This is a genomic window from Tistrella sp. (assembly GCF_002684955.1).
In the GTDB taxonomy this organism is placed as follows: domain Bacteria; phylum Pseudomonadota; class Alphaproteobacteria; order Tistrellales; family Tistrellaceae; genus Tistrella; species Tistrella mobilis.
In genome coordinates this window covers 207,077-222,613 of the sequence record NZ_NYWI01000076.1, presented here as the reverse complement: position 1 = coordinate 222,613, position 15,537 = coordinate 207,077, and the positions used below count along the sequence as shown (strand labels likewise).

Sequence of the window (15,537 nt, the reverse complement as noted above, 5' to 3'; positions counted from 1 at the left end):
GCGGGGGAGCCAGGGGCGCTCAGGCGGCGTGGGTGCGGACGACCAGCGCCTCCACACCGGCCGCCACGTCGAGCAGGTCGTGATCGGCGCCGTTGCGGCCCAGCAGCATCAGCCCGGCCGGCAGCGCACCCGGCTCTGCGATCGGCAGGGTGACGCCGCAGAGGTCGAGCACATTGCCGAAGGTCGGGTTGCGCAGCACCAGCAGGTTCAGCCGGGTGTAATCGGCATCATCGGCCAGATCCGCGATCCGCGGCGGCACGATCGGCACCGTCGGCATCAGCAGCGCGTCGAAGGGGCGGAGCGCCAGATCGGCGGCGGCCACCATCCGGCGGCGGCGCTTGATCAGGTCGATGTAATCGGCCGCCCCCATCACCTCGCCGCGGCGGATGCGCGACAGCACCCGCGGATCATAGCGCTCGGCGCCGGTCTGGATGATCGCGCGGTGCCAGGCCCAGCTTTCGGCGGCCGAGAAGCCGCCGGCCGCGTTCAGCTGCGGCACTTCGGCAATCTCGGGCAGTTCCAGCTCGATCAGCCGGACGCCGGCATCACGCAGCCGCTTCAGGGCCGCGTCATAGGCATTGGCGACCTGGTCGTCGACACCGTCCATCGGCAGGCCGCGGGCAACGGCGAAGGTCAGCGTCTCGGGCGCCCGGGGGCGCAGGATACGCGGCGCCTCGCCCGCCAGCACGGCATCGACCAGCGCGCAGCAGGCGACGGTGGGGGCCAGCGGGCCGATCGAATCCTGGGTGGACGACAGCGGCAGCGCGCCGTCCAGCGGCACCCGCGCCTGCGAGGGCTTGAAGCCGACGATGCCGGCGAAATTGGCCGGGATGCGGATCGAGCCGCCGGTATCGGTGCCGATGGCGGCCGCCGCCATGCCCTTCACCACCGAAATGCCGGCACCGGCCGACGAGCCGCCGGGGATGCGCGCGGCATCGAAGACATTGCCGGGCGTGCCGTAATGCGGGTTGAGCCCGACGCCCGAGAAGGCGAATTCGGTCATGTTGGTCTTGCCGGTGATCACCGCGCCGGCCGCACGCAGCCGGGCCACGATCGGGGCATCTTCCATGGCCGGGGCGGCATCCTTCATCACCACCGAGCCCGCCATGGTGGTCTCGCCCGCCACGTCGAACAGATCCTTGATCGAGATCGGCAGGCCGGCCAGCGGCCCCTGGGACAGCCCGGCCGCGCGGCGGTGGTCGGCGGCCAGGGCCTCGGCGCGTGCAGAGGCGTCATAGACGCGGGTGAAGATCTGCGCGCCCGGCGCGAACCCCTCGTCATGAATGCGGGCGAGCGCGGTGTCGGCCAGCTTCAGGGCCGAGACGCTGCCGTCGTTGAACCCGGCCGCGATCCGGGACAGAGGGGTCGGATAGGTCATCTCGCGCGCTTCCTCGTCGGACTGTTATGAAGGCGAAGGCCTGGTACCGCGGGGTCAGGCGACCACGGGCAGGATCTTCGGGGTATAGCGGTGCGTGATCCGCCGGCCAAGCACGGGGTCCTCCAGCTGGACCTCGAAAGCATCGGCCGGGCGGATGCCGCCGATGACCGCGAGCGTGCCGCAGAGCATCGCCTGGCCGGGGGCCAGACCGTCCCGGCCGGCATTGTAGTCCCGAACCAGCTCCCGCGGGTCAAGCAATCCGTTCACCGGGCCTTCCTGATAAAGCACCGTCCGGGTGCCGAAGACGGCGCGGGAGCGCAGGATCAGCCGGTCCCAATGGGGGGCGACCTCGTCGAAACGCCAGGCGTCGCGGGCGACCGGCTTGGGGCACATCTGCTTTGAAACGGCGACCGAATAGGCCTCCACCCGCCGGTCGGTATGATCGGAGCCGACCGTCACCCAGATCGTGCCGTCGGTATCGCCGACCAGCACCGCCTCGGCCTCGCCCGAACTGTCGGGGCCCAGAACCTCGATGGTCTCGTCCTGGGTCAGCATCTGGGCGGAAAGCCGGTAGAACAGCGGCACCCGCGACGGGCGGGGCACGCCGATCGCCTCCAGCTCGCGGATATGTTCCTCCACATGATGGCGGTCGCGGCCGGCCCAGCCGGCGATGACCAGTTCGGTGACGTCGATCCGGCGGGTGCCTTCGGTGGTGTCGAGGCTGATGACGGACATGAGGGGGGCGTCTCCTCTGAACGGGCGATCGGGCCCGGAGGTTGGCGGTGATCTGCGATATGCGGGATGCGGGATGTGGGGGGGGGCGGGATGCGGGGGGATCAGCCCGCCATGGCCCCCGGCAGATAGAGGGCGATGTCGGGGAAGAGCACCAGCAGCAGCGCCATCACCAGCATGGCGGCGACGAAGGGCAGCGCGCCGGTCATCACCCGGTTGAGCGAGATGCCCCCGCCCACGCCCTGGACGACATAGAGGTTGAGCCCGACCGGCGGCGTGATCAGCGCCATTTCGATCATCAGGATCAGCAGCACGCCGAACCAGATCGGATCGAAGCCGAGCGCGATCACCACCGGGGCCACGATCGGGATGGTGATGACCATCAGCGACAGGGTCTCGATGAAGAAGCCCAGGATCACATAGAGCAGGATGATGCAGGCGAGCATGCCATAGGCGCCGAAGCCCAGACCGTCGATCAGGGCGGCCAGCTGGCGGGTGACGCCGGCGCCGGCGAGCACGAAGTTCAGGAAATAGGCCGAGATGATGATCAGCATGATCATCGCCGTGGTCTTGACCGCGCTTTCCACCGCCTCTTTCAGCATGCGGAGATTGAAGGTGCGGTTGGCGACCGACAGCGCCAGTGCCGCAACCACGCCCAGCGCCGCCGCCTCGGTCGGCGTCGCCCAGCCGGCATAGATCGAGCCCACGATCACCGCGAACAGGCCCAGCACCGGCAACAGGTCGGGCAGCGCCCGGAACCGTTCCGACCAGCGCGCCGGACGGCGGGGGCCGCCAAGCTCGGGGCGGAGCGTGCAGGCGGCGGCCGCGGTCGCCATGAACAGGGCCGCGAGCAGCAGGCCCGGGATCAGCCCGGCCAGGAACAGGCGCGGGATCGAGGTTTCGGTCAGGAAGCCGTAGACGATCAGGTTGATCGAGGGCGGGATCATGATGCCGAGCGTGCCGCCGGCCGCGATCGAGCCCGCGAACAGCCGGTCGTCATAGCCGAGCGCCTTGGCCTGGGGCATGGCGACCGAGCCCACCGTCGCCGCGGTCGCGACCGACGAACCCGAAGTGGCCGAGAACAGCGTCGCCGTGCCGATATTGGCGTGGAGCAGCCCGCCCGGCATCCAGGACAACCATTTGTCGAGGGCTGCATAGGTGCGCCCGGCGATGCCGGCCCGGACCAGGATCTCGCCCAGCAGCACGAAAAGCGGCACCGCGATCAGCAGGAAACTGTTGCTCGCGCTCCAGAACACCTCGCCCATCGCCTTGTAGAGCGGGAAGAACGAGAAAGTCTGGTCGAGGAACAGGCCGAGGCCGACCAGTGTGGCCGCGATCGGCACGCTGAGCAGAAGCAGGACGAGCAGGACGACAAGGGCGATGCCGAGCACGGGACGAGATTCCCCTGAGGAGGCTGACGGGCGGAGCGAGGCGGAGGGGTACGGAGATGCCGGCGGCGGCAGGTCAGCCGCGCGTCGAGTGGTCGTTCTCCGCGATCTCCTCCTCGATGCTGCGATTGCCCCAGACGCGGGCCACGGCATCGCGATCGCCGGTCAGCGCGCCGAGCACGGTGCGGGCGGCCAGCACGAAAACCGTGAAGGCGAACCAGACCAGGCCAGCCATCCACAGCATCTGCGGGATCCAGAGCGGCGTCTGCAGCGGCGTGTTGGCGGTGGAGCCGCGCTTCAGCGTGCCGGCAACCAGTTCCCAGACCTGGGAGAGCAGCACCACCACGAACAGCGCCATCATCAGGATCGCGATCAGGTCGAGCACGGTCCGCAGCCGGGGGCCGACCCGCATATAGATCACGTCGATCCGGATATGCGCCTTTTCGATCAGCGCCCAGGCCAGCCCCCAGGAGGTGACGATGGCCAGCACATAGCCCGAGAGTTCATGTGCGCCGTGCAGCGACGAGCCGAAGGCGCGGAGCACGATCTCGATCACGATCATCGCCACGGCGGCAAACAGCAGCGCGCCGCAGGCCCAGACCCCTGCCCGGCTGATCCTGGTCGATATGCCCAGAAGGCAATCGAGGGTTCGGACGAGCGGACCGGTAGAGGCGGTTCTGGCCATGGGGTCGGTTCCTGCGGCGGCTGGTGGCGTGGGACGGAGACTGATCTTACGCGAGAGCTGCGATCACTTCTTCGCCGCCGTGAGGCCGGTGACCGCACCGACGCCCTGGTTCCAGGCGGTGACCACCGCCGGATCCACGCGGCCCGCCCAGCCGGGCAGGATGGTCTCGGTCAGCACCTTGCGGGCCAGATCGCGATCGCCGTCGGTGACCTGAACCAGGGTCATCTTGCCGGGCTCGCCGCGGGTGCAGCTGCCCTTGCCGGTGAGGCAGGCGATGCCTTCGACCGTCTCGCCCACCGCGGCGTTCCAGACCGGGGTTTCGAACTTGGTCGCGATCTCGTGCTGGATGAACTTCTGCGTCGCCGGGTCGACCTCGGCCCATTTGTCCTTGTTGACCGCGGTCACGACATAGTCCCAGCCGCCCAGTGGCATGGGCAGAAGATGGGTCGAGACCTCGTGCCAGCCCGAGCTGTAGCCCGACAGAGAGCCGGTGACGGCGCAGTCGACGACCTTGCGCTGAAGGGCGGCCGGCACTTCCGAGAAGGCGAGCGTGATGCCCTCGGCGCCGATGGCGTTCAGGAATTCGGCGGTGGTGCGGCCGCTGGCGCGGACCTTCTTGCCCTTCAGATCGGCCAGGCTTGCGATCGGCGCGTTGCAGAACACGATCTGGCTGGGATAGGGCACGACCGCCAGGATCTCGGCATTGAAACGCTTGCCGAAGGCCTCGTTCAGGGTCGGGCGATAGGCCTCCACCACCTTCTTCGCATCGGCGACACCCGGCGCGATCATCGGCATGTCCAGGCCCTCGATCTCGGGCGCATCCTCGATCGAGTAGTCGGCGACGGTGGCGCCGATGGTGAACACGCCGCGCGACAGCAGGCGGTAGACCTCAGCACCGGCCAGGCCCATCTGATCGAAGGTGGTGACCTGAACCTCGACGGCGCCCTTGCTGTCGGTGGGCAGGGTCTCGGACCAGAACGGCTTCTCGAAATTCTTGTGCAGGCTGAGCCCGCTCCAGCTGCCCACGAAGCTGAGCTTCGCGGACGGAATGTCGGCGGCCGATGCCGGTGCCGCCAGAATGGCGAGGGCGGCCGCCGGAAGTGTGACGCCGGCGAGAAGGGCCTTGCTGATGCTGGTCATCTGATCCTGAACTCCTGTGTCGGTCGTCGGGCGGTTGCATTGCCGCCCGATCACGTCGCCACCCGATCTCGTCGATCGGGCCTGTCGGCTCGTCAGATCACCGCCAGCCGCGCATTGCGCAGATCGGTGATCAGCATATGTCCGGGGGCATGGGCAATGGCGATCGGCGGCTTCGCCGCTTCCACCGCCACCTGGGGCGTGACGCCGCAGGCCCAGAAGACCGGAATTTCCCCCGCCTCCATGATCGGATCGTCCCCGAAATCGGCATGGTCCGGGTTGGTGATGCCGATCTCCGCCGGATCGCCCAGATGTACCGGCGCGCCGTGGACCGCCGGGAAGCGGCTCGTCACCTGGATCGCACGGATGGCGTCGGCCGCCCTGAACGGCCGCATCGACACCACCATGCCGCCGCCGAAACGGCCGGCGGCCGTCAGCGGAATGGAACTGCGATACATCGGCACATTGCGGCCGCGGGCGATATGGCGCACCTCCAGCCCGTCCTGGATCAGCGCCTCTTCGAACGAGAAGGAGCAGCCGATCACGAAGGTGACGAAATCATCCTGCCAGAGATCACCGATATCGGTGGGTTCCTCTGCCGCGGCGACGCCGCCGTGGAACACGCGATAGCGCGGCACGTCGCTGCGGATGTCGATATCTGCGCCCAGCCCGGGCAGCATCGGATCGCCCGGCTCCCCCACCGCCAGCAGCGGGCAGGGCTTGGGGTTGGCCTGGGCGAAGCGCAGGAAATCCCCGGCATACGCGGCGGGCAGGATGATCACATTGCCCTGCACGAAACCGGGGGCGAGCCCCGCCGTCTGCCCGGTGAAGGCGCCGCTGCGGATCTCTGCCCGGCAGATCGCCGGATCCGCCCGGTCGACGCACAGCTCTCCCGTCGCCGCATGCCTGGTGCCTGCCGCCATCTCGTCCCGTCCGTCCTGTCGTCAACTGGGGGCCGGAGACGCCCTCCCATGGCATCTCCGTGTCCGTCAGGCTACGCCGTCCCGACTGAGCGGGTCCAATGATTCGTTTGGATGGTGACTGATCGGAATTTTCGATCAGTCACCATGGTTGCATAGTCTTCGGGCAAGGCGCGGCTTGAGTGGCCGCCCCCGCACGCCAGCGGGGCAAGACAAAAAAGGACCCCACCCCCTTTTCTTCTCTTGGTTGATGAATTGATGCATTTTGCGTTGCCGCAGAAAATTCAGAACAGTCGGCGTCTGCCGCTAATGAAAATTTAAGATGATCAGCGTCATCATGTCCTCACGCCTGCTCCGCACCTGTCTCATAGATGCGCTGCGAAGATGAGACTGCCCTTCAACCTTCGCGACCAAGATCCGGGGCACGTCAAAGACGTCGTACAGACCATCAAAGCCCAGATCGTGAGGGACGACCACATGTTCGATTTCCTGTCGCCGCGTCGACGGAGCGATGCCGAGGCAGTGATTGCCGCCATCAACCGTTCCCAGGCCATGATTACGTTTGATATGGATGGCCGGATACTCGATGCCAACGCCAATTTCCTGACCCTCGTCGGCTATACGCTCGACGAGATCAAGGGCCAGAACCACCGCATGTTGGTGGATGTGGCGGAGCGCGAGAGCCCGGCCTATACCGCCTTCTGGGACGCGCTGCGCCGGGGCGAGTATCAGGCACGTCAGTTTCGCCGGATCGGCAAGGGCGGAAAGGTCGTCTGGATCGAGGCCTCGTACAACCCGGTGCTCGACGGCGCGGGCCGGCCGGTGAAAGTGGTCAAATACGCCACCGACATCACCGCCGAGAAGACCGCCGCCGCCGATCTGGACGGGCAGATCCGGGCGATCCGCAAGGCACTGGCCGTGATCGAGTTCGATCTGGACGGCAAGGTGCTGTGGGCGAACGATAATTTCCTGAACGTCATCGGCTATCGGCTGGACGAGATCCAGGGCCGCCAGCATTCGATGTTCGTAGAGCCCGCCGAGCGCGACTCGGCCGACTACAAGGCGTTCTGGACGGCGCTGCGGCGCGGCGAGTACCAGGCCCGGCAGTTCAAGCGCGTCGCCAAGGGCGGCCGCACGGTCTGGATCGAAGCCTCGTACAACCCGATCCTGGATGCCGAGGGTCGGCCGGTGAAGGTAGTGAAATACGCCACCGACATCACCCGGCAGATCGGCATGCTGACCGATCTCAAGACCCTGATCGACAACAATTTCGCCGAGATCGACCACGCGGTCGACCGCTCCACCAACGAGGCCGGTGCGGCCGCCACGGCCGCCGGCCAGACCAGCGGCGCGGTTCAGATGATGGTGGCGGGGACGGAAGAACTGGCAGCCTCGATCGCCGAGATTTCGCAGAGCATGGTGAAGTCGCGCGAAGCGACCGATGGCGCAGTCGACCGGGCCACGCGCGCCGACGAGGCCGCCCAGCGGCTGGACGGTGTCGCCCGCTCGATGGAAGGCGTGGTCGAGGTGATCCGCGGCATTGCCGGCCAGATCAACCTGCTCGCGCTCAACGCCACGATCGAAGCCGCCCGCGCGGGCGAGGCCGGCCGCGGCTTCGCGGTGGTCGCAACCGAGGTCAAGACCCTCGCCAACCAGTCGGCCGACGCCACCACCCGCATCTCGACCGAAATCGAGGGCATGCAGGGGCTGTCGGGCGAGGTGGCGGAAGCGCTGCGCACCATCCGCGGCTCGATCCTCACCGTCCGCGACCATGTCACCACCACCGCGGCCGCGGTCGAGGAACAGAGCGTCGTCACACGCGACCTGTCGGCCAATATGCACACCACCGCCGCCGCAGTCGACACCGTCACCCGCAGCCTGGACGGCATCACCGACGCGGTCAGCCGCGTCGCCGGCGCGGTTCAGACCACCAAACAGGCCGCGACGGTGCTGGCACGGTAAGCGACCAACAATCTTAAGCTGTAATTTTACGGCAGATCTGTCTTTTCAATTGCAAAGAGTGACCATGCGGGATTAGCGTCACCAGACGTTCTGCCGTCATGGACCTCCTTGCTATGCCTTTACCCGCCAGCCAGATTCCAGCAGCCGTCGAGCCGGAGCAGCTTCTCCGGCTCGACGCCGCCTATCCGGCCGAAGCCGTTCTTCACACGGCCTATGAAATGGCGGCAGAGGCCCTGATCTGGCTTGTGCCCGATGCGCCCGAGGGCAGCCGGCTCGTGGCCTTTGCCCGCAGATCTCCGGACGGCGCGCCGGTCGATGCGGCACTCGCCGCTCGTTTTCTGGACCGACTGACGGATCAATCCCTGCGGGTCATGTTGCGCGATCGCACTGCCGGCATGCGGGACGCCGTCTTCAGCACGGCCATGGCGGCGCTGGCGTCCGGATGAACAAGCTCGACCTCATGCCCCTGCGCTTCGAGCGGCTGGCCATCCCGCAGGGGCAGGTCCTCGTCACCCATGACGGCGGTGATTTCGCGTTTCTGAACCAGACGGACTTCCGCCGCCTGATGGAGGATCCGACCGAACTCGCACCCGATATCCGGGACGACCTGCTCGCCCGTGGCTTCCTGCACGACCCGCTGACCGCCACGACCCGGCGCATCACAGCAGCTCAGCTTGCGACCCGGAAGCGGTTCGTCGCCGAGGGACCGTCGCTGCATATCTGCGTGGTGACGCTGCGCTGCGACCACGGCTGCGACTACTGCCAGGTCTCGCGCCGCGGCCCCTCTGCCGCCGGCTTCGACATGTCGGAAGAGACGGCCCGAGCTGCGGTCGACCGGATCTTCGAAAGCCCCGCCCCCGCGCTCACCATCGAATTCCAGGGCGGCGAACCGGCCTTCGCGTTCGACCGGGTCCGGCAGATCGTGGCCCTTGCCCGAGATCGCGCCGGGTCAGACGGAAGACCGCTCACCTTCTCGATGGTCTCTACCCTGCAGCGCCTCGATGACGACATGCTCCGCTTCTGCCTGGAGCACGAGATTGCGCTTTCGACCTCGATCGACGGCCCCGCCGCATTGCATGACCGCCATCGCCGGCGGCCTGGTGGCGGCGCCTTCGATGCCACCCGACGCGCGTTGGACCGCGCGCGCGGGATATTGGGAGCCGAAGCCGTCGCTGCGATTGCGACCATCACCGGCGACGCGCTCGACCGGCCCGACGAGGTCGTGGACGCCTATGTCGACCTTGGCTTCCGCTCGGTCTTCCTGCGGCCGGTCGCCCCCTACGGCTTCGCCCGCCGCCAACCCGGCCTTGCCCCTTCCGTCACCGGCTTCATCGAATTCTATCGCCGGGCGCTCGATCGCTGCATCGAACATTGCCGTGCCGGCCGGCACATCGAAGAAGCCTATGCCGCCATCCTGTTGACCCACATCCTCACCCCCTTCGGCGGCGGCTATGTCGATCTCCGCTCCCCCGCAGGTGCCGGGCACGGCGTACTGGTCTATAACCATGATGGCGGCGTCTATGTCTCGGACGAGGCGCGGATGCTGGCGGCAAACGGGGATCATCGGCTGAGGATCGGGGACGTTCACACGCCGTTCCGGGAGCTTGCCGGCAGCGGCACCCTCCGCGCCCTCCTCGCCGCCGGTCTGGCGGAAAGCCTGCCCGGATGCTGGAGCTGCGCCTTTCTGCCCTATTGTGGCAATGACCCGGTTCACCATCTGGCAACGCAGGGCGATCCGGTCGGCCATCGCGCTTTCAGCGATCACTGTGCACGCCATAAGGCGCTGTTTCGCCTGCTCTTCGCCCGGATTGCAGCGAACGATGCCGAGGTCAACCGGATCTTCGCAGCCTGGATCGGCCGTCGACAGCCGGCCGAGCCTGGCGGCGATATCCGCCTCGACTGATCGGAGAGGCTGCACGCCATGTCCCTGCCCCTGCATCAGCGCCTGATCCATACCGGCCCCGCGGCCGCCGTCGACGTCGCCAAGGTCGCGGATATCGATGTTCTCGCCACCGGCCGGGTGCCGATTGAGCACTGCCTGCTCTGGCAGGATGATCTTGCCGCGGGCATTCTGCCTGTCGGCATCGAGGCTCTTGCCGCCGGCGTCTTCGGGGCCGGCCATGCCGCGCCGCCGGTGGGGTATCATGGCCCCTGGTGGGGCGGCGGAAGCCGACGGGATCTGGTGGCGCCGGGTGACGTCGTCGGGCTCGCCCCCGAAGGCGGGCTCGTCACCATACTCTGGCGGCGCGGCTCGCGTGCGAACACCCTGCTTGCCACGGAACGCTGCAACAGCCTCTGCCTCATGTGCTCCCAGCCCCCGCGTGAGGTCGACGACACGCATCGCGTCGAACATCTGACGCGGATCATCACGCTGATCGACCCCGAAGAGACCCAGCTCGGCATATCCGGCGGCGAGCCGACCCTGCTCGATGACGGCCTGATCGAGGTGATCCGGAGCGCCCGCCGGCATCTGCCGGCAACATCCCTGCATGTGCTGAGCAATGGCCGGCGTTTCGCCGATCCCGGCCTGGCACGCGCCATGGCCGGTGCCGCCCCCGAGGCAGTGACCTGGGGCATCCCCCTTTATGGCGACGTCGCCAGCCTGCATGACCATGTGGTGCAGGCCGAAGGCGCCTTCGCCGAGACCATGACGGGCCTGTACAATCTTGCAGCGGTCGGCGCGACGGTGGAGATCCGTGTGGTCCTGACCCGACCGACCGTGGCGCGCCTGGAAGCGCTTGCGCGCTTCATCTATCGCGCCCTGCCCTTCGCGGCCCACATCGCCTTCATGGGGCTGGAACCGATGGGCTTCGCCCGGCGCAATCGCGCGCTGATCTGGATCGATCCGGCCGACTATGCCGGTGCCCTGTCCCGCGCCGTCCATCGGCTGGCGGCGCTCGGCATGACGGTATCGATCTACAACCTGCCGCTCTGCGTGCTTCCTGCCGATCTTCTCGCTTTCGCCCGGGCGTCGATTTCGGATTGGAAGAATGATTTTGCCCCGGTCTGCGCCCCCTGCCCGGCCCGGCAGGACTGCGCCGGCTTTTTCACCTCGGCCGACAGCCGATGGATCGGACGCGATGTCGAGCCGCTCGACCACTGGCCGCCCGCGGCCCATCAGGGAACCAGACCGTCATGTCCCGTCTGATCAGAAAGACCTTCACGGCCCTGGCGGGGCTCTCCCTGCCGGCCATGCTGTCAGGCCTTCTGCCACAACCGGCACTTGCCGCGCGCGGCCCCGCACCCGAATTCGGCCCGGACGGAAGCCTGCCTGTTCCCGTGTTCGACAACCCGTTCGATGCGGCAGGTGCCGGCCTGAACCGCTTTGCCGGCCACCGCAGCCATTCAAGCCATCGCAGCCATTCGAGCCACCGCTCGCACTATTCATCCAGCAGCTATCGCAGCACGCCCGGCTATACGGTGCCGACCTACCCGGCCCCCAGCTACACGGCACCGCTCTACACCGCACCGGGCCAGACCTCTTCCGGCAACAGGTCTTCGGCCACCACGTCCGGCCCGGCGGCCGGCAATGCCGTCGCGGCCACCCGTCAGGAGCTGCGCGACATGGTTCTGCGGGCGCAGATCGCCCTGAATGCCCGCGGCTATGATGCCGGGCCGGCGGACGGCATTCTGGGAGAGAGGACCAGATCTGCGATCAGGACCTTCCAGGGCGACAGCCGCCTGCCGGTTACCGGACGACTGGATGGCGACACGCTGGTGAAGCTTGGCATCACCGGCATGTGAGGCAGAAAAAAACCCGCCGGCACGAAGCCGGCGGGTCTGACCTCACATCGTGTGCAGGTCGTAGGAGACGTTGTAGAAGCGGGTGCCTGCGAAGGTCACCGTCATGACCGCAGGATCGGTCGAAATGGCCGCGGCGCTGACATTGGTGCCGATGACGTTGTCGATCACCACCGTCGCCGTCGTGGCAGTCCCCGAGGCGCGGGTGAAGGTGATTTCGGCATAGGACGGGCTGCTGTTCCAGGAATTGGTCCAGACCTTGATCCGCCCACCGATCGCGTGGTCGATCGGCACGTCGACCGAGGCCGCCTGCGGCAGGCCATAGGGCAGCCGCGGCGTCGATGTGCCAGGGGTGGCAACGCGACCCAGACGCACATTCCGACCATAACCCAGCTGCTGATCCGCCGTATCGGTTCCGCCGAAGAGGCCCGAGCCGGCCGGATAGCTCAGCGCATAGCCGCCGAATGCGCCGGTCGACCCGCCCTCGCCGGCATTGGCGAAGATCGTGACGTTCGACGTGGCCCCAAAGTTGCCATCGATGTTGTAGACATAGCCGGGGGCGAAGGCACCACTGCCGCCGTCATCCACGCCGGCACGATAGCGGTTGCCGGTGATGGTGCAGTCGCGCTGATAGTTGAGTTTGATGTGGCAGCTGTCGGCCGGCGTGGGCGGTGCCAGATAGGCACGATGGCCCGGGATCGCCCAGTTCCAGCGCCCCATGCTGCCGTCGCCACCGGCGCCGTTGCGCGAGAAGTAGTTGCCGGTGACCACATTGCCCCAGCCGCCGTTCAGGTACAGGCCGGCCCAGCCGTTGCGGTCGAAGAGGTTGGCGGTGAAGGTGTGCTCGCCGCTGTTCGACTGGATGCCGTAGGTGGCGTTCCATTCGATGCGGCAGCCGGTGATGATCCAGTAGTTCGTCGTGAGCAGGATGCCGGCCTCGTGGCAGAACATCGTCACGCTGTTGGTGATCATGCCGTCCGAGCCGCTGGTGGTGATACCCCGGCGCGAGCGCAAGATGTGGCAGCGGATCAGCTTGGTGGTGGTGCCCAGAACCATCGCCGAATCGGCGAAGCCCAGCGAAACCACGTCCTCGACCGTACTGGCCGAGCCGGCCTTCAGGCCGATCGAAGTGTTGCCGGTGCCGGTGGGATAGACCGCGCGCTCATAGGTCACCGCCGCCTCGTTATGCGGCTGCAGCTTCAGGTCGCGGATGGTGCAGGACTGCCCCGTCTCCATCACCGCATCGCCACCGGTGTCGCCATTGGTCTTGACGATGGTGGTGCGGGCGTCGGTCGGGCGGAAGCCACCCGAGCCCTCGCCGGTGACGATCGTCCCCACCGGCACGGTCAGCGTGGCCGAAACCGGATAGACGCCGGCCGGCAGATGCACCGCAGAGAAGCCGGCATCCAGCGCCGCCTGGATGGCTGCGGTGTCGTCGGTGCTGCCATCGCCGCGGGCACCCCACCAGCGCACGCTGACCGGAGCGGCGCTGTCCACGATCCGCTGCCAGAGACCGCCGGTCGCGACCGTGCTTTCGATCCACAGCCCGCCGTCATCGGTGGCGGTGGCACCCGCCTGCCAGGCGAACAGACCGCCGCCGCCATCGGCAACGGCGTGGTAGCCCAGCACCTCGACTTCCATGTTGGAAGACGTGACGGCAAGGGCCTTCAGGTCCGCAATGGTATTCGTCATAATCGACACCTTTTTCTCCGGTGGCAACGAAGACGAGGTGCAGTTTCCTCGCCCTCTTGCAGTGACGATCACTGCTGCAAGGGCGACATTATTGATGTTCTCCAGGCATAGCCACGTGTGGTCTGTTGCAACTTGCGGCAACAGGATCAGGAAGCGGCATCCCGCACAAGTCCGTCAGCGGCCCGGGTCATCTCCGGATCCAGCGCCTGCATCGCCGCATGCTGGCTGAGAAACACCCGGCCGGTCAGTTCGTCCAGGAAATGGCTGCGCGCCAGCCGGTCCATCACCGGCCCCTTCACTTCCGACAGGTGGAAGCTGATGTCGGCCTCGGCCAGGCGGCGATTGATCGCCTCCAGGCTTTCCAATGCCGAAAGGTCGATGAGGTTCACGGCCGGGCACATCAACACGACGTGGCGAAGCGCGGGCCTGCAGGCGACCAGCGACGAAATCCGGTCTTCCAGCGCCCGCGCATTGGCGAAATAGAGGCTTTCGTCGATCCGCACCGTGAGCACGGTCTCGGAGATCGCGACCCGGTGGCGGTCGATATTGCGAAAATGTTCACTACCATGCACCTGTCCCACCACCGCCATATGCGGCCGGGCGCTGTGGCGCAGGAACAGCGCGAGCGAGGCGACGCCCCCCGCCAGGATGCCGGCCTCCACCCCCGCCAGCAGCACGCCCAGAATGGTCACCGCCATGGCGATGCCATCGGCCTTGGAATAGGCCCAGGCCCTGAGCGGTGCCTTGAGATCGACCAGCGACAGCACGGCAACGATGATGGTCGCCGCCAGCACCGCCTGCGGCAGATCGCGGAAGGCCGGAGTGAGGAACAGGGCGGCGAGCGCGATGCCGGCCGCGGTGAACACGCCCGCCATCGGGGTTTCCGCCCCGGCATCGAAATTCACCACCGACCGGGCGAAACCGCCGGTGACCGGATAGCCACCGGTGACCGCAGCGGCGACATTGGCTGCCCCCAGCCCGACCAGCTCGGCATCGGCCGAGATCCGCTGCCGGCGTTTGGCCGCCAGGGTCTGGGCGACGGAAATGCTCTCCACAAAACCGATCAGCGAGATCAGCGCGGCGGGGCCCAGCAGGGCCAGCACGGCATCGGCCTCCAGCGGCGGCAGGGTCAGCGGCGGCAGGCCTGCGGGCAGCGCGCCCACGACTTTCACCCCCGCGGCGGCCAGATCCAGCTGCCCCCCCGCCAGGATCGAGGCGAGCACCGCCACGGCCGGGGCGGCCTTGGCGACGGCATCGGCCGCACGCGGCCCGAAGCCGGCCTTGACCAGCAGCGGCTTCAGCCGCTTGCGGCACCAGAACAGGAAGATGAGCGACAGCCCCCCCACCACCAGGGTCGGCAGGTTGATGCCGCGGGAGGTCAGCCCGTCGTAAAGTGCCGTCAGAATGGCCGGCAGCGTGTCGCCGCGGGCGGAAACGCCCAGCAGATGGCCGGTCTGGCCCAGCGCGATCAGCAGGCCAGAGGCGGTGATGAAACCGCCGACCACGGGGTGGCTGAGGAAATTGGCGACGAAGCCCAGGCGCAACGCCGCCATGGCGAGCAGCATCAGCCCCGACAGCCCTGCCAGCAGCAGGGCCGCTGCGGCAGGCGCGATGCCGGTCGCCGCTGCGGCTTCGGCGGTGGCGGCCGCGGTCATCAGCGAGATGACCGCCACCGGCCCCACCGCCAGCGTCCGGCTGCTGCCGAAGGCGGCATAGGCGATCAGGGGCAGGATCGAGGCATAGAGCCCCGCCGCCGGCGGCAGGCCCGCCAGCATGGCATAGGCCAGGCTCTGCGGTACCAGCATGATGGTCACGATGACCGCGGCAAGCCCGTCGGCGCCGGCCGTCCGGCCGTCATAGCGCCGCAGCCAGTCGAGCGCGGCCGGACGGAAACGGGCCATG

At 67.6% G+C, this 15,537-nt stretch carries 13 protein-coding genes; 5 read left to right on the top strand and 8 right to left on the bottom strand.

Features of this window, described 5'->3' with window-relative positions; genetic code table 11:
* Window positions 1–19: 19 nt before the first annotated feature.
* The 6 genes from CMO28_RS26390 to CMO28_RS26365 all read right to left on the bottom strand — a co-directional run bounded on the left by CMO28_RS26390 (window position 20) and on the right by CMO28_RS26365 (window position 6,243).
* Window positions 20–1,378, bottom strand: a complete 1,359-nt coding sequence (locus CMO28_RS26390) for an amidase (protein ID WP_296719449.1) — start codon at window positions 1,376–1,378, stop codon at window positions 20–22.
* 54 nt (window positions 1,379–1,432) lie between these two features.
* The gene (locus CMO28_RS26385; protein WP_296719447.1) at window positions 1,433–2,113 is read right to left on the bottom strand and encodes a DUF2848 domain-containing protein; all 681 of its coding nucleotides are present in this window, start codon (window positions 2,111–2,113) and stop codon (window positions 1,433–1,435) included.
* 101 nt (window positions 2,114–2,214) lie between these two features.
* Window positions 2,215–3,501, bottom strand: coding sequence for a TRAP transporter large permease (locus CMO28_RS26380; RefSeq protein WP_296719444.1), 1,287 nt, complete (start codon window positions 3,499–3,501; stop codon window positions 2,215–2,217).
* 73 nt (window positions 3,502–3,574) lie between these two features.
* Window positions 3,575–4,183: a TRAP transporter small permease subunit gene (locus tag CMO28_RS26375; protein WP_296719440.1), complete on the bottom strand. Its 609-nt coding sequence runs from the start codon at window positions 4,181–4,183 to the stop codon at window positions 3,575–3,577.
* A 63-nt stretch (window positions 4,184–4,246) separates the two neighbouring features.
* Window positions 4,247–5,323 (bottom strand): TRAP transporter substrate-binding protein, encoded by a 1,077-nt coding sequence (locus CMO28_RS26370; RefSeq protein ID WP_296719437.1) that lies wholly within the window; start codon window positions 5,321–5,323, stop codon window positions 4,247–4,249.
* A 92-nt stretch (window positions 5,324–5,415) separates the two neighbouring features.
* A complete protein-coding gene (locus tag CMO28_RS26365) occupies window positions 5,416–6,243 on the bottom strand; it encodes a putative hydro-lyase (protein WP_296719434.1) in 828 nt (275 codons plus the stop codon).
* Window positions 6,244–6,717: 474 nt separating this feature from the next.
* Here CMO28_RS26365 and CMO28_RS26360 point away from each other — a divergent pair, with 474 nt between their 5' ends.
* The 5 genes from CMO28_RS26360 to hxsA all read left to right on the top strand — a co-directional run bounded on the left by CMO28_RS26360 (window position 6,718) and on the right by hxsA (window position 11,946).
* Window positions 6,718–8,202, top strand: a complete 1,485-nt coding sequence (locus CMO28_RS26360; RefSeq protein ID WP_296719432.1) for a methyl-accepting chemotaxis protein — start codon at window positions 6,718–6,720, stop codon at window positions 8,200–8,202.
* Between the two features lie 98 nt (window positions 8,203–8,300).
* Complete coding sequence (locus CMO28_RS26355) at window positions 8,301–8,648, top strand: hypothetical protein (protein WP_296719429.1); 348 nt, start codon at window positions 8,301–8,303, stop codon at window positions 8,646–8,648.
* The gene (hxsB, locus tag CMO28_RS26350) at window positions 8,645–10,105 is read left to right on the top strand and encodes a His-Xaa-Ser system radical SAM maturase HxsB (protein ID WP_296719426.1); all 1,461 of its coding nucleotides are present in this window, start codon (window positions 8,645–8,647) and stop codon (window positions 10,103–10,105) included. Before CMO28_RS26355 ends, hxsB begins: the two co-directional genes overlap by 4 nt.
* Before the next feature lie 18 nt (window positions 10,106–10,123).
* Window positions 10,124–11,350, top strand: coding sequence for a His-Xaa-Ser system radical SAM maturase HxsC (hxsC, locus tag CMO28_RS26345; RefSeq protein WP_296719423.1), 1,227 nt, complete (start codon window positions 10,124–10,126; stop codon window positions 11,348–11,350).
* Window positions 11,338–11,946, top strand: coding sequence for a His-Xaa-Ser repeat protein HxsA (gene hxsA, locus CMO28_RS26340; RefSeq protein ID WP_296719417.1), 609 nt, complete (start codon window positions 11,338–11,340; stop codon window positions 11,944–11,946). Before hxsC ends, hxsA begins: the two co-directional genes overlap by 13 nt.
* Before the next feature lie 42 nt (window positions 11,947–11,988).
* Here hxsA and CMO28_RS26335 read toward each other — a convergent pair whose 3' ends face one another.
* Window positions 11,989–13,635 (bottom strand): glycosyl hydrolase family 28-related protein, encoded by a 1,647-nt coding sequence (locus CMO28_RS26335; protein ID WP_296719414.1) that lies wholly within the window; start codon window positions 13,633–13,635, stop codon window positions 11,989–11,991.
* Between the two features lie 146 nt (window positions 13,636–13,781).
* A complete protein-coding gene (locus tag CMO28_RS26330) occupies window positions 13,782–15,536 on the bottom strand; it encodes a SulP family inorganic anion transporter (protein ID WP_296719412.1) in 1,755 nt (584 codons plus the stop codon).
* Between the last annotated feature and the right edge of the window lies 1 nt (window position 15,537).